The following is a 24,220-nucleotide window of genomic DNA, read 5'->3' as shown; positions in this document are numbered from 1 at the left end:
GGCGTTTTATTATGTTAACCAATACTTTGTACACTCTTTATTTCTACTCATAAAACCATATTCAATTAAATATCTTCTAATCGTTGCAAAATCATAATATATAGACTCTAAAATTTGATTAACTTCTTTTTCTGAATATTGCTTTCCTTGCTCAAATTGTTCTAAAATTTTAGACAAAATAACAACTTTTTTCTTTTCTTTTGATGAAAAAACTTTTAATTTTAGAGGGTTCATACTTTCAAATGATGTTTCTAAAATGTGTTTTCTTTCTTCTTCAGTTACTACATATCTCTCATCTACCATTTTGGCATGTTCGTGGATTGGTATTATAGTACTATCTCTATTAGATTTATCTTCAAATACAGATTCATATAAAGCCAAGTATAGCTTAGCTTGTTTTGCTTTTTCTCTAAACATAAATTTTTGATGACGTATTGTAGAGGTAGATACTCCAAGCTCTTTTGCAATTTCTTTATCTGATAAATCACTAATAAATAATTTAAATAATTGTTTTTGATTATCAGTTAATGTATTGTACTTTGAATCATTATTGACTAATTGTTCCAAATAGTCACCATGTTTTAATTTTGTATGCAATTCAATAGCTCTTGATGCTTCAAAAAATCTGTCACCAACTCGGTATATTTCTCCTACTTCATATGTTTTTCCACAAATAATGCAACTATAGCAATTTAAGTCTGCATTGAATACATAACCTTTTTTGATATCTTTAATAGAAAGATTTTCAATCTTCATATTATTCACCTCCATCATATAGTTTATCTTTTTAATAAACATATCATACTAAAGTTTATTATTATTGTCAACATTTCTATTTTAAGTTTATATAAATCATGTGTGTCTAACTTTTAAATTACAATGTATCTCCAAACAATATATTTAAATCTCTATTTGAACAATTACTATTTATAATTAGGTATTTTTCTATCTAAATATAAACGTACAAAACTAATTACAAAAAAATAAAAGGAACTACTCAATTTAGAATCAAGCAAATCCCTTTTTATCTAACATATTTATATTAAATTTATATAGTACAACTTTATATTAAATTTACATTGTACAACATAAGTTTATAGACAGTAATCTTTTATTTTATACTTTTTATTTAAACTCAATTACAGTATCTTTTCCACCCTCTACACTATTACCTACATTATATGTATTCATATTGTACTCTGAATGATTAGTTATTGTAACTGGAGTAATAAGTGAGATACCATTTGATTCAATTAATGAACGGTCAAATTTTAACATTGGTGCCCCCTCTTTTACTTGGTCTCCTACACTTACTAATGCTTCAAATCCTTCACCTTTTAAGTTTACAGTATCTAAACCAACATGAATAAGAAGTTCCATTCCATTTTCTAGTTCTATAACAAATGCATGTTTAGTTTCTGCTACAACTGCCACCTTACCATTAGCTGGAGCATAAACAATATCACCTGTAGAATCTATAGCTACACCTTCGCCCATAAGTTTTTGAGAAAATACAGCATCTGGTATTTTAGATAACTCTATTACCTTTCCTGATATTGGTGATTTTATTGATTTTTTCTTAAACATTTTAAACATAAAATATACTCTCCTTTTTACTTTTAACCATTATTAGCTGCCTTTAGTTTTTCACCTAGACTTCCTCCTGGATGATATTTATAAAAATCAGCTGAGTCAAAATTACTGTTTTTAGATAATGCACATGCAATAGAATCTCCTAAAACCAAAGTAATTGTAGATGATGTTGTTGGTGCTAAATTTAAGTGGTCAGCTTCATCCTTTGCAGGATATATTAAAGCATAATCGCATTCTTTTGCCAATACTGAATTTCTATTTGAAGTAAAAGCAATCGTTTTAGAACCTATTGCTTTAACGTATTTTATACAATTTACAACTTCCATAGAATTTCCACTATTTGAGATTAAAATTGTAATATCTTGACTTTCAATCATTCCTAAATCTCCATGTACTGCTTCTGTTGCATGTACAAAAAAACTTGGTGTACCAGTACTTGCAAATGTAGCTGCCAATTTTTTACCTATATGTGCAGATTTACCTACACCCATAAAAATCACTTTACCTTTACAGTTTGCAATTTCATTAACTATATTTTCATATTCAATACCTGCTTCATCTATTAAACACTTTATAGCATTCATTTCAGTAGTCATAACATCAACCATTGTTTTTAAATAGTTCATAATCATCTCCCCTTCTATATTAAATATTTTCTGTAATATAATCTATAGTTTTTTTAATTCTATTTAAGCCATCTTCAAGTTTTTCTCTTGAACATGCAACATTTAACCTTAAATAAAACTCACTTTCTTCTCCATATACCTTGCCTGCCATAATAGCAACTTCACCAATATCTATTAATAGATTTTGGAATTTTTCACTGCTTATTTTAAGCTCAGAGAAATCAATCCAAGCAAAGTAACAGCCTTCTGGCATAACCAATTTTAATGGATTTAAATTATTTTCTATATAGTTAATTGTATATTGAAGATTCTCTTTAAGGTATTTCAATAACTCATCTAGCCAATATTCACAGTCATTATAACAAGTCATTGTCCCCAAAATAGCTAGTATAGCTGGTGAATTTACAAAATCACGATATCTAGTTATATTTTCAAACTTAGTTCTTGTCTCTTCATTTGGTATAATGACATATGACCCAGTCAATGCTGGTATATTAAAAGACTTAGATGCTGATGTACAAATAAATATAGACTCTAAATAATTGTCTGCCACATTTAAAACAGGTGTCATTTTATTATCATATACAATATCCATATGTATATCATCTGATATTATTTTTACATTATTCTCCTTACAAATCCTTACCATCTTAATAAGCTCTAATTCACTCCACACTCTACCTGTTGGATTATGAGGATTGCATAAAATAAATATCTTAGAATCTTTACATTTTTTCTCAAAATCCTCAAAATCAATAGAGTAAAATCCATCCTTATTTATAAGGGGAGATTTTATAATATTGCGATTGTTTTTTCCTATTACTTCATAAAAAGCATTATACGCAGGAGTATTTATTAATACTTCATCACCTTCATCACTAAAAATTTCAATGAGTTTACTAATTGAATACATTACACTTGGACTGTAATATGTCCAATTGCTATCAATACTACAATTAAATCTCTTAGAGTACCAATTTCTGATAGAATCTCTAAAATCATCGTGCTTCCATCTGCTATATCCTAATACTCTATGATTTAATCTTTCTTTCAATACTTCTGTTATCTCATTTGGAAATTCCAAATCCATATCTGATATTGTAAAAGGAAGTAATCCTTTTTTTCCAAATCTATCTTCTACATAATCCCATTGGGTACAATATGTACCCAATCGGTTTACTTTTTTATCAAAGTTAATCATTATATGCCTCCAAATGACCTTCCATCGCCTTATCCATTTGCTTTCTTAAAGAGTACACTTGAGTACCTATAATTACTTGAATTGTATGTTCATCTAATTTAACAACAGCTATACCACCAGCTTCTTTAATTGCATCTTCATTTATTAGTGATACATCTTGTAATTTTAAACGTAATCTAGTTACACAATTGTCTAATGATAATATGTTAGATTGCCCTCCTAGTGCTGCTATCATTTGCTGACCTTTGTATGTAGATAGATTTTTAAAATCTGAACCATTCCCTTCAGAAACTTTTATTTCTTTATCTTCACGTCCTGGAGTTTTTATATTAAATTTAAGAATTGCCCATTTAAATACAAAGTAATATATTGCAAAGTATAAAGCTGCTACTAATACTGCTATTGGCCATCCTGTAGCTGCTCCTCTCAATACTCCAAAACTTATAAATGCTATTAAATCTCCTGTGAATCCCATCAATACACCCAAGTATGGAAGTACCATGTTTGCTAAACCATTCATAAATGTATGGAAAGCAAATAATGCTGGTGAGATAAATAAGAATAAAAACTCTATTGGTTCACTTATACCACCTATAATAACTGTCAACACTCCTGATATTAGAAGTCCTTTAAGTGCTTTTCTATTTTCTGGTTTTGCTGTACGATAGATAGCTAATGCTGCCCCAGCTAAACCATATTGAATCATTAATTTCCCTTGCTCCATTTTACCAGCTAAATCAAGAGGTATAATCTGATTATTCTCCACATATGCCATAAACATGTTCAATGTTCCAAAGTATGTTTCTCCATCAATAACAGCAGTTCCACCTATTGGTGTAAAACGGAATACAGATGTTACAAGGTGGTTTAATCCAAATGGTATTGTAACCCTTTCAGCTACTGCATATGAGAAATATCCTAATGGCCCTGCTGAAGAAATCCATCTTCCTAAACTTTGGAACGCATTGAAAAATGGTGGCCAAACAATAGGTATTAATAAACCAACGATACTCATAACTATTAAACTAACAATTGGAACTAATCTTGGTCCACTGTAGAATCCTAATGATTCTGGTATTTTCAAATTACTAACTTTATCATACATTGCATAAACAATTAAACCTGCTATAATACCACCTAAAACACTTGTGTTATATGTCTGTATACCCATAATCATAGCTTGACCATTAGTTGACATTTGGTCTGCTGCTACTAATAAATCAGCTCTTGTTAAATAAAAATTTGTACCTATATGCATTGCTATAAATCCTACTAAACCTGAAAATGCACCAAACTCTTTTTCTTTTTTTAATAATCCTAGTGGAATTGCCATTGCAAATAATGCCCCCAAGTTATTAAATGCAAATAATCCTATTGTTAACATAAAATTTAAAATCATATTAACATATTCATTTCCTAGAAATGGAACCATTGCAATCATCTTAGGGTCTGTAAAACCAGCCCCAAGACCTAGCATCATACCAGAAACACTAAGTAGTGCTATTGGGAACATAAACGTTTTTCCTAACATTTGGAAGAAATTCCATAGACCTAACTTATTTTTTTTCATATTTTCACCCTCCTATTTTTATATAAAAAACATAATCTAATTTATAGAAAAACCTAAATCAAAAAACTTAATCTAATAACTAAGTTCAATGATTTAGGTTTTGCCTGCTCAACCAGTTACAACCCTAAAAGCCATTGTCTATATTTAATAAAAAAGCCTAAATCAAAAAACTTAATCTAATAACTAAGTTCAATGATTTAGGTTTTGCCTGCTTAACCAGTTACAATCCTAAAAGCCATTGTGTTTATTTAATAAAAAAACCTAAATCAAAAAACTTAATCTAATAATTAAGTTCAATGATTTAGGTTTTGCCTGCTTAACCAGTTACAATCCTAAAAGTCACTGTCTGTATTCAATAAAAAAGCCTAAATCAAAAAACTTAACTAAAATTAAGTTCAATGACTTAGGTTTTGCCTGCTTTATCAGTTACAATCCTAACAACCACTGTTTGTTATTTTATTTATATGAATCATTAGATATAATTCTTCTTCTTTACTAATTTTATATTCAAATCTGTCTAATACCAATGCTGCAATTTCTTCAGTACATACTTTAGGTTTATTATAGTTTTTATTTACTAGTTTATACATATCTTCAACATCACTATCTTTGTAAGTTTCTTTTCTTAAAATTCTTTGAACGAAAAACTTTAAGTGAGTTATAAGCCTAGAGTAGTTCAGTGAATTTACATCTAATTTAAATCCATGTACTTCTTCTATTATCTGAACAACTTGTTTTGAAAACTCTAGTATATTAATACCTTCATCTTTTTGAGAATTTTCTAATCCATTGATTATATGAATAGCAATATATCCTGCTTCATCTTCAGGCAACCTTATTCCTATCTTTTTTTCAATTTCATCAATTGCCCATAATCCAAATTCAAATTCTTCTCTATAAAGTTGTTTTGTTTCATTCAGTATCAAATTAGGTAATTTTATACCCTGTTTTTCTCTTTGGACAGCGAATTCTATATGACTAGTTAAAGCCAATATTATTGAATCATTTACTTGAGTATTTAAAACTTCATTAGCTTTTCCTATAATTTCATCTGAAATTTTAAAATATTCAATTGAGGTTTTATTAAGTATTTGATTGTATTTGTCTTTTTGATTATCTTGAACAAAATATTTCTTAGAAATCAAACTTTCATCTATCAAATCTCCTACTTTTTTCTTGAATCCAACTCCAGCACCAGTTACAATTATCTCTGTGCCATCTTCTAGGGAGCTTACTACTACATTGTTATTAAATATTTTTTTTATATTCACTATAAATCCCCTCTGAAAAAAATGTTCCATCACACTTACATAGTATATTATATTTAATTTAATGTCAATATTTAAAATTTTACTTTCGCATATATTTTGCATTTTACCCTATAATACTACAATTACAAAACATTTTAACTAGCCGAAACCAAATTGTCGTTTTTTGTATTTTTTTCATTTAAATATATTTAAATGTTTTATATCTATATTCAATTCTTTAAAGTTATTCAATATTTTTTATTCCAATATATATCTTCCAGTATTTTCAAGTATCTTAATGTGCATTCATTAAGTATTTGTTTAAATTCAGATTATATTGCATTATAAGTTTTTTTAAAATAGGTATACCCAAAAATCAGATTAATATAAAAGATTCTTTATATGAAATTTTCCTCAAATATTTTTTAAATTATATTTTTATTTCATATTTACGAATAGATTTCATATTTTTTCCTAAATTGCTGTAAATACATTAATATTTTAATACCTTATATAATATTTTCCAATTATTTATAATACATTTTTTCATTAATTTTCTATAATTAAAACTTTATCACCTCTAATAATACCTAATCAATTATAACATTTAACATTTTATGTAAAATTTATAAAAAAATGTATATAATCTAAAATAAGTGACTATACTAAAAATATGATACGGATAACCAATAAGTTCAACCTATCTCCCCCAAAATAGAATGAGCTACAGTTCCCCCCAACTGTAGCTCATTTTCGTGTTATTTAGGTGTTTTTCATATAATTTCAATCTAAAACAACTTCTATAACAGTATCTTTATATTTGACAGATACATACTAAAATACTAGAATTAAAGAAACCCATGTTAGCTTTTTTTATTAGGTCTTTAAAAAATTTACTATGGGTTATTACTTATAAAATAGGGGGATTTAAATGGAGACAGAACGATTAATCATTCGTCAGTTTTCACCTGACGATTGGCAAGATTTGTTTGAATATTTATATGTTCTTTTAAAGATAAAAAGCATTATCACAAAATTATGATAATGCTTTATTTATGTTAATCTATATTGTTATCTTTACTTTTTATAAACATCAAGTTTCCATTATTTATTCCCCATATCTCATCAGCAAATAAAGCAACTTCCTCTGAACTTGTTGCTATTATCACACATTTATTATCTTTATGTGCCAAATTGTAAAACACATTTATTAGACTTTCTTCACTTTTATCATCTGTGCTTTCTATAATATCATCACATACTATTAAGTCAGGATTATTAGATAATGACCTAGCAATACACACTTTTTGTTTATCATAATAAGATAAGTTTTCTACTCTATCCATTACTTTTTCTTTATCAATTCCTACCTTTTGTAGAATTTTATATACTATTTCCTTTTTATTCTTTTTCTTATTTTCACTAATTCTCATTGGTAAAAACATATTCTCCAAAATAGTTTCATTATTTAATAAGTTATAATCTTTAAATATAGCTCCTATATCCTTATTTCTATACATATCCTTATTTATATCTCTTAAATCCTTGCCCTTGTAAATAATACTTCCATCAGTATAATCATCAAGACCTGATATTATAGATAACAAAGTACTCTTTCCTGCCCGAGGCTTTCCTATAATAACATACATTTTTCCAGCTTCAAATTTGGCACTTACATCTTTTAATACATATTTATTACTTCCCTCATATTTATAATTAACATCTATCAGTTCTAGCATTACCAATTTACATCACCTAATTTCTATCATAAATTATCTGTATTGGTTTATATATAATTGTACTATATACGGCTACTATGCCAGTTAATAATATCAATATTATCGCTACAATAATTATCTTAAATATTAAATTTGGAATTAATTTATCTCTTAAACTTTTTATTTCTTGTTTGATATCATCACTATTTATATCTATATTTTTATATTCTCTACTATTCAGTAAATCAGCATTATGTATTACATTATATTGATTTTGATATTCAAAAACATAATTTGATATTTTTGAAGCTGATATACTTACAATTCCTCCTCCAAGTATAAGGCATACTAAAGTTATCATAATACTTTCACATATGAAACTCTGAACTATCTTAAATTTAGGCATTCCAATTAATATTAACACACCAATGTAATACTTTATTTTTTTTATTGCTATTATAGAATTTATCATCAATAATATCGAACCTAATATTAATATTCCAAGCGTAACTGTAAAAGCTATATTAGACAAACGTTGCATTGGTGCTATTAATTTACTGTACGCAAACTCATCTATAGTAACTTTATAAATGTCACTTAGACCTTTATCTCTTATCTCTTTCTCAAAATCTTTTCTACTATTAGAGTCTCTCAATAAAAACCTAGCATTTGTATAAATTATTGGATTTTCCGATTCAATCTTCTTTTCAAATTCTACTAGAGTATTGTACGTAGTTAATATACTATTATAGATACTTTCATCTTGAACCATTTCTATCTCTTTATCATTCTTAGTGTCTTTTTTCTTATATATTCCTACTATTTTTAAATTTAGTTTAGTATTAATACTATAATCACTTAATAGAGATATCGTATCTCCAATTTTTAACTTATTAATATCAATAAATTCTTTACTTACCATACATTCATTATCTTTTTGAAATACTCTTCCTTTTACCTTCTCCAGGTTATAGTGTTTAAAACTTTCATTCTTTTCTGTATATCCTATAATCCCATAATTTTTAGCCCTCATATCATCATCTACGATTTGCCTGTCATCATTAGAATTATATTTGTTATCATCAAAGTGTGCTGTGATATTTCCAATAAAAGATACTTTTTTTACATATTTTGACTTTGCAAAATTTAAATAATCATTTACACTCAAGTTACTATATTTTATCATAGACTTTCCTGAATTATCCTGAACAAGTTTTTTACTATCAAGCTTAATTTGAACTTCTGATTCAAATTTTTTCTCATAATTTTCCTTTATCACATTAACGTTCGAATTTATTATTGAGGAAATCAATATTGCTAAGACCATCAATAACATAACAACTACACTAAATGAACTACGCAATTTATTTCTAAGTAAGTTTTTGATTGCATTATTTAAAATATACACTTCACATCTCCTCTTACCAATTCAATAATGTCTTAGAATTATTATATCTATCTTAATTTGTTACTTATATTCTTTAAATACTAGATAAAAAGTTGAACCTTTACCTTCTTCACTTTCTACCCATACAAATCCGTTACATAAATTACATACATGTTTTACTAAACTAAGACCTATACCATATCCATCTTTATTTAATTCATTTATTCTATATCTGTCATAAAATATTTTTTTCATACTATATTTATTCATTCCAATACCATTATCTTTTACTGATACAATAACGCTACCTTTTTGATTTTTCACATTTACACAGATATCTTTACATTCACCATATTTTATTGCATTGTCCAAAAGGTTAGATACACCTCTATAAATCCACTTTTCTTTCCCATAGATACTCATATTTTCATCTTCATCAAAATCAAAACTTAAATTATCATATACTTTAGAATAGTGGTCACATACTTGCGCACATATTAAAGCTATATCAACTTCATACATATCTTCATTATTTTTTGTATCACTTATTGCAAGTACATCTTCTACAGTATTTGAAACATTATTAAGAGTATTTAACAGTTCTTCATTTCCACTTAACTCTAAACTTGTTCTAAGTATTGCTATGGCATTTTTTTGTTCATGAGATAAATATGAATTTAATCTTTTATAATCTTCAATATGAGAATCAAACTTATCTTTTAAATCTTTATATACTTTAGACATAATGGGGTCTATACTCAATACTTCGTCTTCATCTTCTATATTATTTATATTATTTAATATCCCCATTCTTTCTTTAAACTCTAATCTATTCAATATTGCTAAAAGGATAAAGTTAGAGGTTACTATAAAAGCAAAAAACAACATTATAATTATATTAAAATTACCATTAAGGGCAAGATTATAATCAGAAATTAATCTTTCATCTAAAGTATTATCTTCCATAGTGTTATAAGTATTATCTATATTTATTCCATAATATGCATTTGAATCACTAGCCATTAATTCTTTACTTGTATTAGATATATTTATAATATATTTCAAACCTACTGTAAAAATTATAAAGACTATAACAGAATATAAAATTAAAACTATAGTTTTTTTATCTTTTAATCCTTGCATATAGAATATCCTATCCCTCTAGTAGTTATTATTATCTCTTTTCCTGCAACTTCTCTTAATTTCTTTTTTAATCTAGCTATATGTACCCTTAATACAGAGGATAATGGGTCAAAGTATTCATCATAAACATGTTCTGATATATCTATACTTGATACGATATCTGGATATCTACTTGCAATATATTCTGCTATATCAAACTCTTTAGTTCCTAGACTTACTTCTTTATCATACACGTACACTTTTCTAGATGACGGATTTATTTTGACAGGACCTGCCTCTATATTTGGATTTGTCCTACCATAAAATCTTCTTATAACTGCTTGTATCCTAGCTCTCAATTCTATAATTTGAAAGGGTTTTACTATATAATCATCAGCTCCTAAATCAAGCCCTTTTGCCAATTCATTTACTTCATCTCTTGCTGTTACAATTATTATAGGTGTATTTAGATTATTACTTCTAAAAAATTCTAATATCTCTATTCCATCTTTATCTGGTAAATTTAAATCTAATAATATAGCATCATAGTCATTTATAAATGCTTTTTCTTCTCCATCTAATCCACAATTTGCTATATCTACTACTAATCCTTCATTTTCCAACCCTATCTTCATATTATAAGAAAGCTCTTTATTATCTTCGATTATTAATACTCTCATATAATCATCTCCTAAATAAAATATCAACTTATTCATTATATATAATGAATGTTTATTGAATGTTAATTATACTTTATAATTATTTAATTCTTATATAAAATCTAACCCTATTATTATTCAAATACTCACACTTGTCAAATTTATGCTTAATTACTATTCTATTTAATATCTCTACCAATATAATTATTAACTTGTCCATCATATTTAATAAATCCAAAATATAGATTAATAAGAATTAATTAACAAAATTCTTTATAAGAACATAACCTATATTAAACAAGCTCTTAACTAAAACTTGAGTTTGTCAAATTTTAAAATACGAAAGAGAATCTTTTATATGCTATTAAAAATTTGGCTTTTAAATAAAAATTTTTTATTCCTTTTTAGTAATAGATAAGTAATAGCTAAAAAGACAATTTTATTGCACACTTAAAAAAGGGGGGTCTTACAATATTCTTAAATTATAAATGAGATACCCTTTTTTATTTACATATAGATTATTTAATACTTTGCAAAAAAAGTGAACTCATCTGATAGAATCCACTTTTTTCTGTAGTCAAATCTTTATTTTGAAATAACTTCTTTTAGTGTTGGGAGTGTATTAAATAAATAATACCTGTAATTTTTATTTTATTAACTTTAAATGCCTCTTTCAATATTGTATAAAACAACAATAAATACTTATAATAATTTCAAATATCTGTGAAAATTTATTAACTATATTATAATTATAAACTTATGGTTATAACTACTAGCACTACTATTTACTTTTATTTAATAAGTATCAACAAGTACAGATTTCTTTATTTTCTGTTTATCTAAATGTGAAATTGCACTAGATACAGCAGTTTGACCTTGCCCTGCTGGTCCACTTCCTATTATTACAATGTCATATCTCATAATCTCACCTATTTTCTAATAACCTTTCTTTTTTCTTTTATATAAATAATATATCAATAGCCAACATCACTGACAATTAGGCACTTATTTGTAACTACATAAATAAATCTTATAAATAAAAAAACTCATTTTATAATGAGTTTTTTTGTTTATATATATGATTTAAATTAATTACATATATGATTCAATTTTATTTTTTAAATTATCTTTAGGTATAAACCCTATTAATCTATCTATAGGTTTACCATCTTTAAATATTATTACAGTTGGTACTGTAGACACTTCAAACTTTTGAGCTAATTCCATACTTTGGTCTATATCTACTTTTAAGAAATTTGCTTTTTCAGTCATATCATTTCCTAAAGCCTCGTATACTGGTGATAACATTTTGCAAGGTCCACACCATGTAGCAAAGAAATCTAAGACTACTAACCCTTCTTTGTTTTCTACTTCATTTATAAATTCATTGTTATTTATTATTTTTGCCATAATATATATCTCCTTTATTATTTTTATTGTTTTCTTGATATTAATATACTACGACTTATGTACTAGTTCAATTAGTCACTTTTTTGTAACCATTCATTTTTAACATTCTTAAGATTATCATTATAGTCAAACATTAATTAAATTTATTTATGTCAATACTTTTTATACACTATTTATGCTATCTATCCTACACCCTAAAGGAGTGGGTTTTCCGCACTAGGTTGTAAGTTCAGCAGTCACTTATGTAGTAATTATAAAAATCTGTAAATTTTATTTAGCTGTTAACTAAATTTGAACTTCATTTCAAAAATACACTATAAAACTTTTCTAATTTGTAACTTAATTTTTTACTTCATATGATTGACAATTATATATATACATTATAAAATAATATCAGTACCTACTAAGGTAGTTATCATATTTTTATTAAAGGAGTTTATATATGGATGCTATAGTTAACGAACTACAAAACATAGGATTTACCAAATATGAATCACAAATCTACATATCATTACTAAAGGAAAACCCTCTAACTGGATATGAAATAAGTAAATTATCAGGTGTACCACAATCAAAAGTCTATGAAAATATAACAAAATTACTTAACAATAATATAATTATCAATATTGAAACTGACCCTATAAAATATGTACCTATAAACCCTAATGAATTACTAAAAAGTAAAAAAGAAGAATTCAATAATTCTATGGACAAACTAGAAAACAACTTACAGATATTAAATAAAGGAAAAAGTATAGAATATGTTTTAAACATAAAAGGCTCTAAAAATATATTAAAAAAAGCAATCGAAATGATAAATAATGCCAAACAAGAAATTATAATTTCTTGTTCACATGAAGAAATTCTCAACCTAAAAGATGAGCTTTTAACTGCTTCTAAAAAAAATATTAATGTTGAAATACTACTTTTGGAAGATAAAAATATAGAGGGTCTAAGCAACGTTCATATCCATGGAGGTAATGAAGCTACACTTAAAAATAAAAAACTTTATAAAGGTATTCTTTTAATTGTAGATGATTCTGAAATATTAACAGGAAATTTATCTGAAGGTGATGAAGCTATTTCAATTTGGACAAAAAATTCTAATATTTTATACATTGGAAATCAATACATACAACATGAAATTTATATTTCACAAAAAATAAAAGGGGGTCTTAAAGATGAATAAAGTTAAAATCAAACAAGTTGATGCATTTACAACTATACCTTTTGGAGGAAATCCTGCTGGTGTAGTCACAGATGCATCCAATATTTCTGACGAAATCAAACAGAATATAGCAAAGGAAATGAATTTATCAGAGACTGCATTTGTCTCAGAATCAGATGTGGCAGATTTCAAGGTTCAATTTTTCACACCTGGCTTAGAAGTTGACTTATGTGGTCATGCTACAATAGGAACATTCCATGCTCTTTTAGAAGAGGAAAAACTTGATGCTAACAAGAACATCTTTTATCAAGAGACAAAAGCTGGTGTACTATCTGTAGAACTTAAAAAAATAGATAATGAAAACATATTTATGATGGAACAAAATCCTCCTAAATTCGAAAATCTAAATAGCTGTAGAAAAGAACTGGCACAAATGATAGGTGTAAAAGAAGATAGACTTCTTGAATATCCAATTATGAAAGTAAATACAGGAATTTGGTGGCTTGTCTTTGGATTAAAGTCTCTAGATGATTTAGAAAATATTTCTCCAGACTTAAATAAAATAAAAGAATTTAGTGCTGATAATAATTTAATTGGAATAACTCCATTTTGTGTAGAAACTCTAGATAAAAAATGTGACTATCATTTAAGATCTATAGCTCCATATGTAGGAGTAACAGAAGACCCTGTATGTGGAACTGGAAATGCTTGTGTATCATCTTATATAGTACAACACAGTATTTTAGATAAAACTGACTTTATTGGTGAAGAAGGAAACTTTATAAATAGACCTGGAAAGGTATATGTAAATATAGCTAAAGAAAACAATGATATCTCTTCTGTAAAAATTGGAGGAAGTGCCTATACTATTTTAAGTGGAGAAATTGTGTATTAATACTTTATCTAATTTAACAATAAATAAAAATACTAGTCTTAATTGACTAGTATTTTTATTTATATATTTTGTTTAACAAATTTATTTCACTATACATCATGTTAAAAAGTAACACTTTATATGATTATTATCAATTAGCTATATATCAATCTAATACAATATAACTATCATAGATTAATATACATAGTATAGTTATTTACTGATTATTTATCATCCTCAACAAGTTTATTTAATGTCTTGTCAAATAAGAATAATAATATAGCTGCAACAAATAGTATCACTGGAATTATAGTATATACTTTAATCATCTCAAACTTAAGAGTAAATGCATATATATATCCATATCCTTGACCAGCTATGAAAGTAGCAAATGTCCAAACCCCCATAAGAACACCTAGAAGTTTTTTAGGAGCATACTTACTTACAAAAGAGTTACCAAGTGGTGAGAATAACATTTCCCCAAAACTTAGAAGTATACCAAACATAACTATCCATATTATACTAGCTTTAGCAGTTTCAGGAGCTCCAACACCTCTTGTAAGCTCTGCTCCAACAAGCATTAAGAATGCAAGCCCTAAGAATATTAATCCAAGACCTGTCTTTTTAAATAAACTTATATCACCTTGTGGTCTACTAGCAAGTTTAAACCATAATGCTCCAAGAACTGGACCTAGTACAATACATACAAGTGCATTTAATGAGTCGAACCAAGCAAGAGGAACTTCAAACCCTCCAATAGTCATGTTTACAAATGCTGCACCATAATCATAAACTGCAAGATAAGTTAGGTACCAGAATAACCAGAAAACTACAGAGAAGAATGAAATAAGTATAATAGCCCAAATTCTCTTCTTATCCATACTTGTAAGAGGAGTATTATCTTTTTCTTTAACTTTCTCAGCTACTACACCTTCTTTAAAAGGTCTTTTCCCTGCATTTCCAAGGAATCTCCATCCATATGTGAACCAGATTGCACCGATTACACAAAGAACAGCTGCTATGAAGAAACATTGAGAGAAACCAAGTATTCCATTTTTAGCAAATGTCTTAAGATAAAGTATACCAACTGCTGTTGTTCCGATGAAAGAACCTATATTAACAAAAGAATATTGTACAGAGAATGCTGTATCAAGTTCTTCTTGATTATCAAAAAGTTGTCCATTTACTGCTGATACATTTCCTTTAAAGAATGCAGTACCAATTGAAACTAGAATTATCATTGCATTTACCATAGAAACTGTAGTTGCAATAGAACCAAGATAGTATCCTACCCCCATGATAAGCATACCTATAGGTATAGTATATCTAGCTCCTATCCATCTATCTGATATATATCCTCCAATTATTGGTGCGAAATATGTGAATGCAACAAGGTTAGCTTGCATTATAGCTGCTTGTCCTTTATCTATTCCAAGACCACCTTTAACAATAGCTGTTGTAAGGAATATATAAATTAAAAACTTTGCAGAATAATATGCTGCTCTTTCAAACGAGAAAGTTGTTGCACAGATATAAAATCCTATAGGGAATTTACCCTTTTTATTTACTGTTGTGCTCATAAGTTTAAATCCTTTCTTAATTGTATTTTTATATTTTCTACGTTTTATCCAGACTCTTTCTTTTAATGAAAGATATGGTGATATTGTTTTGTAAAACAATTCGTAATAATTATTAAGATAATTGCGTTTTTATTTGTAGAATCTAGATGTTTTCATGGCATAAAGATTAATATCTTTATTGTCAATAAATTTAAATACTATATCTATAAATTTAAATTATATAAATTCATTATTGTCAGGTATATTTATAACCTGTTATCTTTATAAATTAACACCACAAAAAACCAAACTATAAATTATTAGTTCATTAATTATTATTTAGCTTAAATACAATATTGCCATAACATAATGGATAATTTTATATCTAACTTCTAAATTCATCACTCTAGCAATTTTTTCTAATTTAACTACTCCTAATTAAATGAAAAAATCTTCACTATATGCAATTCTTATTTTTTTACTTGATAGTATTTTACAAACTAAATTCCTCCTTTTGTGGCAAATTGCGTAATCATATTACTATTGCCTTTTTAAAGGAGTTTTGAATAAAGCAACATGTATTTATTCAAATTAAATACTGTCTTTACTTGTTTTTTAAATTTCTAAATACTTCATTCAATTACTTGTCAACTTAAATAAATAAACTACTATCTATTCACAGATTAAATTTATTTCTTATTAAATATACACATGCATTCTGTGAATCTAAATATAAAAACTGTTGTTTTAAAGTGATTACCTAGATATTCGCTTTGATATTATTAATTGAGGTGATACTATTTATAATTTATTAACCATAAAATACCTCAACTTGAAAACTTTTTCACGAATATTTATTTTTCACCTCCCTTTATTTATTTCACCATGTAAATCGTACCATAAACACATACTTATATGCAACAAAAAAATAAGAAAAAAATCGAATAATCGACAGTAAATAATTAGAATAAATCAAATTATACTTGTCAAGTATATTATATAAATTTTCCGTCTGGAAATATAAGTTAAACTAAGCGTCAAAATAGTTTTTTAGAGATGAAATTTTATTGTTTTATGGATTCATATTATTTATTAGATAGGTTTTTGATATGCAACTTATATTACTTAGACTATACGCCGTCAAAGAGCATTTGTTATTTAAGAAACATTATCAATAATAAAATTAAAAAAAAGAATATTCTAATCAATTTTAATTAACTATTTTTAATTTTTAAATGATTGTTATATTTTTAATTAATTTAATAAATTTCATTAACTTTTAGAATCGTACATATACTTTATCTTTAAGCGATAACTTTATTTCTTAAACTTATAAATTCTAAATTTACATCTAAACATAATTCTTCTAAATATATAATCAATAAAATTATTAAATAAATATAATAAAATTAGTAAATACTTTTTTAATAAATTTAAATTCTTTAAAATCAATTATTTTTTATCTGTTAATTCAATATTTACTTAATTAATATAGAAAAGTTTGATTAAAAACAAACTATAGTAATTATTATATATTACTCTTTTAGAAATAGCCTAAATTTTGTATGTCTATAATTTTTCAAGTTACACTATAAATATACAGCAAATATATCAATTTAAATTATAAAGATATATTTAGTCTTATTTTGTCGATTATATTTATAATGTACTCTTCTAAGCCAAAAGTATTTATCTAATCTATATTTTCATGTATGAAAAATAATTAATCCTTAAATATCTAAATTGTATTATTTATAATAAAATGTAACTTATGTTTATATTGGTATAATTCCAAATAATTTAATGTTAATATTTAAAAATATCTTAGTAATATACTTAATTCTAGCAATAATATAAAAATAATAAGCTGGATAAATATTAAGTTCAAAGTGCGTTTATATGAAACTAAAAATAATATTTTTTACAGAGAGATTAAAACTATATGTAACTTAAATGAAGCTATTTTACTTTAGTAAAATATAAATTTTTACGATATAGGTAAAATTAAATAAGGTGACTTCTATTTAATATAGTAGCCACCTTATTAATCAACACTAAAATATATTTTATATTGTCATATACTTTAAACGATAATACTCTTATAATATTATTAATTTTACTTCAGATTTCCAGCATGCTTATTAAACTTACCATTCAATCATCCCCTTGATTAAAAAGTATATTCAATAATAATTTAATTTTTTAAGAATTGTATATTATAAACATCATTTTAACGATTCCTATAATATTATTATATATTCAGTTTTTAATAAAAGCAATGTGAATAAATAATATTCTGAAATAATTAAAAATAGCAATAAAATATTCATAAGCACTTATTGTAAAATTATATTTAAATATTATTTTATTTTTTTTATATTTTTAACTATGCTATACTTTTTAAGTAGGAGATAATATAAAAAATACTTTATTGCGGTATATGACTTGATATATATGAGGTAACTTCATCAGGAGAAATATTCAAAACAGTTGCAAACTCTTCATTTAATAATCTTTCTGCTTCTTTCATCATATTATCATCTGCTTGATGTGATTTTTTACCAAGAGATTTTATATGTTCTTTATTACAGTATATACTTCTTATTAATTTAAGTAACTCTTCACACTTACCACTTCTAAGCATCACTTTAAATTGCTCACTTCTCATTTTTTCATTATCTATCCAGGATGTATCCATATTTGGTATATCACTTATTAGCGAAGCCACAGTAACTTCAGAAAGTATCTTTCTCATTGGAACTTTCTTATTATCAACAGGTATTTTTATTATTGTATTATTAGAATAAAGGGGACTTAATACATAATATTCTTTTTTTACACCATTTGTAATTTTTTCGTTTGTTATGTCCAAAACTTTACAAACACCTGTCATTCCATACATTATATAATCATCAATCTTAAACACAAAACCTCACCATCCTTAACAAAAAATAGTTTTGACAACTGAATTTACATCATCAAAACTATCTACTATATACTAATTGTACCATATTTTAAGATTTTAAGCTAAGTAAAACTTTTATTGTTTAAATAATAAAAAATACATTGACTATTAATCTATGTATTTTTTATTAATTTTGATAGTGAATAAACCATAACAATCGAACAAATCATAACAATCATATCCAGTATAATATTTATAAAATTGGTGCTTGGCTATTCATTGAGTATCCATCATTTCTAACATCATTTATCTCTAATGCATCATCTTTTGTTTCAACTTTACTAAGTTTTTTAACTGCTCCATAATGCTCTCTCAGTGAAAGTTTATCTCCATTTCCAGAAATAACCCATAAAACTTTATAACCTCTAGGTATTACTTGTAGCTTATTTTCACCCTTACCATCAGTAAAGTAAACTAATAAGTTAATCTTTTTATTATTAGCATATTCGAAGACTGGAGTAAATTTTGTGCCTCCACCTATTTTAACTCTATCTTTTATATCTTTTATAGTTTTTGCTTTATATACACGTCTAATTTCACTGTCACACTCTATAATAGTAATTTCATGATTATAATTTTTAACTATATTAAGAACTTCTTTAATTGCTTGTTTAAATTCTTCATCACTAATACTTCCACTTATATCAATAGCAACTGCTATTTCTGCTTTATGACTTCTAAGTTCTCCTCTTAAATCTAATCGGTTAGGCTGTCTTCTATTTCTCCTTGTTATAGTCTTCTTTTTGTTGCTTTCAACTGTTCCCATTAATCTACTAAGATATAAATTCCATGGTAATTCGCCTTTACTATTTTTAATGGCTGCTATCATATTTTCCAAGTGTGCTGGAATCTTACCTTTTTGAGAACTATCAATAAATTTTTCTGTAAATTCTCTAAGAGTTCTTTCATCTATATCATCGGATTCTTCCCATATATCATGAGTTTTTTCTGGACTATAATCAGTTTCTATATTTCCATACTTGTCACTATCATCTTCTTCACCATCTTCATCTTCTTCTAACAAATCTAATTCAGTTTGAATCTTTTCTACATAATACTCAAAAGGCTCATACGGCTCTAGTTTTAGAGAATATTTCAGATTTACCCATTCTAAAGTAGTAGCATATGGCGGTAAATTATTCAAATATTTGTTTACTACTATATCCATTGCCATATTAATGGCTAATGTACTATACTTTCCTTTTAATTCTTTTGCTCTCACTAAATGCACAGATACTATATGATAAATTTCATGCTTTATTGTACTTTCCATTTGTTCTATATTGAGAGTTAAAAAAATTATTGGATTAAAGTATATGACGTATTTAGCTCCTTTAAAATTCACACCTGTAGGACTACTTATATCGAATCGTATCTCTCTTGACATCTGAAACAAAAAATATCCATAAAAATTATCTTTTTCTTCCATAAGGCTTAAATTAACTTTATCTACTAGACTAAAAAATTCATCTTTAAAATCTTTTGGTATATCCACCTCAAATTTCTCATTAGCACGATTTGCCTTTAGCATAGAATGAGTATTTATAATTTCACTAGCTTTAATATAGAGTTCTTTTGCTTGCTTATCAAAATAATTTTCCATATACTATCCCCTTATTAAACGATATGACTCAAAGTAAGATTTTACAAACTCTTCATTTTCTATAGCTTTTTTATACACTTCAATATAGCTATTTCTAATATCCTTCATAATTCCTATCATTAAATCTATCGGATATATTTTTAAGAACTCAATAAACCTATCAATATAATATTTTGATTTATACTCGTCATTTCTCATATTTAATTCTAAATTTTTTAGAATATTTATTGCTGATAGATAAAGTCTTGTATGGCTTTCATTTTTTACTCTTTCTACAAGATGTTCATCAATAGTATCACCTAAAAAAACATCTTCATAAGATATCAATGGGCTGGAATCTGATTCAATAAAACTTATAAACTCTTCTGCTATAACCTTACCTACATTCCCCTTTATAACATTTAAAAATACTGCTCTAGGAATTGATTTCTTTTTATCCTTATAAACTTTATAAATTTTAGAAACTCTTTCATAACTTCTCGGAGTTGCTCTTATGTCATCTTCATTTGTTTTATGCAGATATTCTGGGAAAGTTGAAATAAACTCTATAATCTTTTTTTCAATGCCTTCATCTATTGCCCATTTCAACCATTGTGTATGGTCACTCTCCATATTTAACCAAACAAATCTATTTTCTTGAGCTGAATCCATATCTACAACTTGATAATCGAAGTCTGAACCATATTTACTTGATGGATTCATTGCTGCTAAAATCTTTACATCATCATGTAACTTATATCCATTAATCTCTCTATTTAAAATTAGATTCATAAGTTCTTGTTGTACAGTATGCTCACAACGATTTATCTCATCTATAAATAAAATAACTGTTTTTCCTTTAGATATTTCTTCATCAATTTCTCTTAGTTTATTATGAACAGCATATACTGTCGTTTTCTTTTCTGTCTTATATCCATTAGAATTAACTCCTACATAAGATTCTATAGTTGGAAGACCTCCTATTTCACCTTCTTTAAGTAGATTTCCATCAATTACAATCAAACTCCAATTATTTTCTTTAGCAAGTTTTTTTGCTAGAGCTGTTTTTCCTATTCCACTTTCACCAACTATTAGAGGTACTTCTCCAGTGGATAATATTAAGTCAACGCTTTTTAATGTATCTATAAAATTCATTTTTTCTCTCTCCTACATAATTTTCAATTTTTCATCTACAGCTATTTTTTTTGCTGTTTTACTTCCATATTTATAAATAAACATCATCTTGTCTATTGCTATATAGTCACTGTTTCTATCTATAATATTACAATTTAAAAAATCTCTAATATACTTTTCTTCAACATCTTCTTTTGATAGTACTTGTTTTAATACTTCTTCTAGCTCATCCTTAGATATTTTTTTTACAATATACTTAATCACTAAAATATTTACTTTTAAAAATTCTAATATTTTATTCTTATCTAAATTAGTTATAAAGTTAATAGCTGCCTCATTATTCTTAATAGCTATAAGTTCTGTATTATAACTAGGAGAATCTATATATCTTAATGCATCATAACTTATTTTTACTGCCTCTTCCTGTACACTTTCATAAGGTTGTTTTATAAACTTTATTGAATCATAATTTTTTCTTACTGCTAATAATTGTAACTCTTCACTTGGATTTTTAGAATATTTAATAGCCCACCCTGCTTGATTTATAGCTAATTTAATCACTTTATCAGTTGGATTTTTTATATAGTCTAATATACTCCATCCATCATTTACTGCTTTTATCATCATATCTTCTGTTGGGTCATTTATAAATTTAATTGCTCTAATATTGTTATTAATTGCTAATTCTTGCATCTCTCTGGTTGGATTATTTATATATTCTAGTACAAGTCCGTTTTCTTTGATAGCTAGTAGTTTCATCTCATCAGTTGGATTATTTATAGTTGCTATAATATTAGGATTATTTTTTATCATTTCAATAACTTTTGACTTTTCCATAATATGCCTTTCCTTCTATAGTTATTTTTATTTGTATATTAATATAATAATCTATTCCTATCTATATAATTGTTTCTTATTATAATAAATATACTTTTTAAGCAAGTTTAAACAGAATAATTATACCAATTTTAAAAAAAATTTCTAAAACCTTAGAAAACTAAGTATTTTTAAACTCTGTTATTATATGTTAATTATAGTAGTTTTTAATAATTTACATGATTTATTAAAGTTTTATGACTTTTATCTATCTCTAAATATTTGCAACCTTTTTATGATTGCTCAGATTATTCTATTCAAAATTTATCACATATAAAAAATAATACCCTTTATAATAAAATAATAAAAAAAAGAGATTAAACAATCAGTTTAATCCCTTTTTATAAATTTATATAAGCTTAATCATTTTCATTTAACCATTTAGTTAGAACCTCTATATATTTATCATTTTCTTCAACAAATGGCATATGTCTTGAATATTCAAATAGTTCCCATTTACTATTAGGAATTCTATCATACATAGTCTTTGCAATGTATGGTGAGCACAAATCTATCGCTCCACTAGTTACTAAACAAGGTTCCTTTATTTCATGTAATCTATCTGTAAACTCATATCCAGAAAGAGTACCTGTAGGAGAAAATTCATTGTATCCCCATCCTACAATATATGCTTCAGAACCAGATTTTTTAGGTCTTCTTAAACATTCAGGAGAATCTTCAGTTACTTCCCCTGCACAATACATCTCCATAAACTTTTCCAATGCATCATTATATTCTTTACTAGAGTAATCTCCAGTATTTACTGCATCAAGTAACGCCTTTTGGTCAGCTTCACTCATATATGATATTCTTCTTTTTTGTTCTTTTTCCCAAAGTTTTGCAGAAGAAAGAGTAGATGAAAGAATATATGACTTAATACCCTTTGGTTTATACTCAAGAGCATACCAAATAGCCTGCATACCTCCCCAAGACTGACCTAATAGATGAATTTCATCAAGCCCTAGATGTTTTCTTAGTTCGATAAGCTCTTTTATCCATGTGTCCGCATTAAATAGCTCCGGATGCCCTTCTACAAATGAATTACCACAACCAATTTGGTCATACATTATAACTTGTCTGCCACTTTCAGCTATCTTGTCTAATACTTCAAAGTAGTTATGTGTAGAACCTGGACCTCCGTGAAGTAGTACTAATGGTTTCTTTCCTTCTGTAGCTTCTCCTACTATACGATAATAGGTCTTAAAACCTTCAAAAGGCATGTATCCTTCAGTGATTTTCATGTTTATCTCCTCCAATTTGTCATTATGAACAATAATTAAGTTCATTAATAAGGCTATTTAAAACTTCTCATACATATTTAATTATGTATTTTTATATTTATACCTACTTTTATAAATAGTATAACATAAAAGTTAAAAATCACCATACCAAAGCAATTATAAAATCATATTAACTATATAATTTTATTTTTTGTTAATAATATTATATACATTTTTGACTATTTTCATTTGCTACAACTATTTTTATTTGCTATTATGATATGAAATAACAAAAAATAATTACAT

General features: G+C 26.1%; 20 protein-coding genes. 2 read left to right on the top strand and 18 right to left on the bottom strand.

What is annotated here, in order from left to right; translation table 11 throughout:
- Positions 1-9: 9 nt before the first annotated feature.
- The 12 genes from KGF46_RS12320 to trxA all read right to left on the bottom strand — a co-directional run bounded on the left by KGF46_RS12320 (position 10) and on the right by trxA (position 12,536).
- The gene (locus KGF46_RS12320; RefSeq protein ID WP_227829620.1) at positions 10-756 is read right to left on the bottom strand and encodes a DUF2087 domain-containing protein; all 747 of its coding nucleotides are present in this window, start codon (positions 754-756) and stop codon (positions 10-12) included.
- A 369-nt stretch (positions 757-1,125) separates the two neighbouring features.
- Positions 1,126-1,596: a PTS glucose transporter subunit IIA gene (locus tag KGF46_RS12315; RefSeq protein ID WP_227829621.1), complete on the bottom strand. Its 471-nt coding sequence runs from the start codon at positions 1,594-1,596 to the stop codon at positions 1,126-1,128.
- A gap of 23 nt (positions 1,597-1,619) precedes the next feature.
- The gene (locus tag KGF46_RS12310; protein WP_227829622.1) at positions 1,620-2,219 is read right to left on the bottom strand and encodes a KpsF/GutQ family sugar-phosphate isomerase; all 600 of its coding nucleotides are present in this window, start codon (positions 2,217-2,219) and stop codon (positions 1,620-1,622) included.
- Between the two features lie 19 nt (positions 2,220-2,238).
- Positions 2,239-3,420 (bottom strand): MalY/PatB family protein, encoded by a 1,182-nt coding sequence (locus KGF46_RS12305; protein WP_227850607.1) that lies wholly within the window; start codon positions 3,418-3,420, stop codon positions 2,239-2,241.
- Positions 3,413-4,990: a PTS transporter subunit EIIC gene (locus KGF46_RS12300; protein WP_227842834.1), complete on the bottom strand. Its 1,578-nt coding sequence runs from the start codon at positions 4,988-4,990 to the stop codon at positions 3,413-3,415. The genes KGF46_RS12305 and KGF46_RS12300 overlap by 8 nt, the downstream gene beginning before the upstream one ends.
- A 434-nt stretch (positions 4,991-5,424) precedes the next feature.
- The gene (locus KGF46_RS12295; protein ID WP_227829625.1) at positions 5,425-6,261 is read right to left on the bottom strand and encodes a PRD domain-containing protein; all 837 of its coding nucleotides are present in this window, start codon (positions 6,259-6,261) and stop codon (positions 5,425-5,427) included.
- 1,037 nt (positions 6,262-7,298) lie between these two features.
- Positions 7,299-7,979 (bottom strand): ABC transporter ATP-binding protein, encoded by a 681-nt coding sequence (locus tag KGF46_RS12290; protein ID WP_227842833.1) that lies wholly within the window; start codon positions 7,977-7,979, stop codon positions 7,299-7,301.
- A gap of 16 nt (positions 7,980-7,995) precedes the next feature.
- Positions 7,996-9,366, bottom strand: coding sequence for an FtsX-like permease family protein (locus KGF46_RS12285; protein WP_227842832.1), 1,371 nt, complete (start codon positions 9,364-9,366; stop codon positions 7,996-7,998).
- 60 nt (positions 9,367-9,426) lie between these two features.
- Positions 9,427-10,488, bottom strand: coding sequence for a sensor histidine kinase (locus tag KGF46_RS12280; protein ID WP_227842831.1), 1,062 nt, complete (start codon positions 10,486-10,488; stop codon positions 9,427-9,429).
- Positions 10,476-11,147, bottom strand: coding sequence for a response regulator transcription factor (locus KGF46_RS12275; protein ID WP_227829629.1), 672 nt, complete (start codon positions 11,145-11,147; stop codon positions 10,476-10,478). The genes KGF46_RS12280 and KGF46_RS12275 overlap by 13 nt, the downstream gene beginning before the upstream one ends.
- A gap of 774 nt (positions 11,148-11,921) precedes the next feature.
- On the bottom strand, positions 11,922-12,047 hold the full coding sequence (locus tag KGF46_RS20085; protein WP_255287840.1) for a hypothetical protein: 126 nt from the start codon (positions 12,045-12,047) through the stop codon (positions 11,922-11,924).
- A gap of 171 nt (positions 12,048-12,218) precedes the next feature.
- Positions 12,219-12,536 (bottom strand): thioredoxin, encoded by a 318-nt coding sequence (gene trxA, locus KGF46_RS12270; protein ID WP_227842830.1) that lies wholly within the window; start codon positions 12,534-12,536, stop codon positions 12,219-12,221.
- Positions 12,537-12,978: 442 nt separating this feature from the next.
- On the opposite strand from trxA, the gene KGF46_RS12265 reads away from it, so the two are divergent.
- Both KGF46_RS12265 and KGF46_RS12260 read left to right on the top strand, forming a co-directional pair.
- Positions 12,979-13,725, top strand: coding sequence for a helix-turn-helix domain-containing protein (locus KGF46_RS12265; RefSeq protein WP_227829631.1), 747 nt, complete (start codon positions 12,979-12,981; stop codon positions 13,723-13,725).
- Complete coding sequence (locus tag KGF46_RS12260) at positions 13,718-14,599, top strand: PhzF family phenazine biosynthesis protein (RefSeq protein ID WP_227829632.1); 882 nt, start codon at positions 13,718-13,720, stop codon at positions 14,597-14,599. The genes KGF46_RS12265 and KGF46_RS12260 overlap by 8 nt, the downstream gene beginning before the upstream one ends.
- Positions 14,600-14,802: 203 nt before the next feature.
- On the opposite strand, the gene KGF46_RS12255 is transcribed toward KGF46_RS12260, so the two are convergent.
- From KGF46_RS12255 to pepI, 6 genes are all read right to left on the bottom strand, one after another.
- Positions 14,803-16,158 carry a peptide MFS transporter gene (locus KGF46_RS12255; protein WP_227829633.1) on the bottom strand — a complete coding sequence of 452 codons (1,356 nt, stop codon included), beginning with the start codon at positions 16,156-16,158 and terminating at the stop codon, positions 14,803-14,805.
- Positions 16,159-18,565: 2,407 nt separating this feature from the next.
- The gene (locus tag KGF46_RS12250) at positions 18,566-19,063 is read right to left on the bottom strand and encodes a CarD family transcriptional regulator (protein ID WP_227862002.1); all 498 of its coding nucleotides are present in this window, start codon (positions 19,061-19,063) and stop codon (positions 18,566-18,568) included.
- Between the two features lie 232 nt (positions 19,064-19,295).
- Positions 19,296-20,705, bottom strand: coding sequence for a VWA-like domain-containing protein (locus tag KGF46_RS12245; RefSeq protein WP_227830048.1), 1,410 nt, complete (start codon positions 20,703-20,705; stop codon positions 19,296-19,298).
- Between the two features lie 3 nt (positions 20,706-20,708).
- On the bottom strand, positions 20,709-21,839 hold the full coding sequence (locus KGF46_RS12240; protein WP_227830049.1) for an AAA family ATPase: 1,131 nt from the start codon (positions 21,837-21,839) through the stop codon (positions 20,709-20,711).
- A gap of 12 nt (positions 21,840-21,851) precedes the next feature.
- The gene (locus KGF46_RS12235) at positions 21,852-22,655 is read right to left on the bottom strand and encodes a hypothetical protein (RefSeq protein WP_227830050.1); all 804 of its coding nucleotides are present in this window, start codon (positions 22,653-22,655) and stop codon (positions 21,852-21,854) included.
- 398 nt (positions 22,656-23,053) lie between these two features.
- Complete coding sequence (gene pepI / locus KGF46_RS12230) at positions 23,054-23,935, bottom strand: proline iminopeptidase (protein ID WP_227841259.1); 882 nt, start codon at positions 23,933-23,935, stop codon at positions 23,054-23,056.
- Between the last annotated feature and the right edge of the window lie 285 nt (positions 23,936-24,220).

The sequence above is a fragment of the Clostridioides sp. ZZV14-6153 genome, assembly GCF_020657855.1.
Taxonomy (GTDB): Bacteria; Bacillota; Clostridia; order Peptostreptococcales; family Peptostreptococcaceae; genus Clostridioides.
Note: the sequence above shows the minus strand (reverse complement) of the source record. Positions and strands in the feature narration are given on the sequence as shown.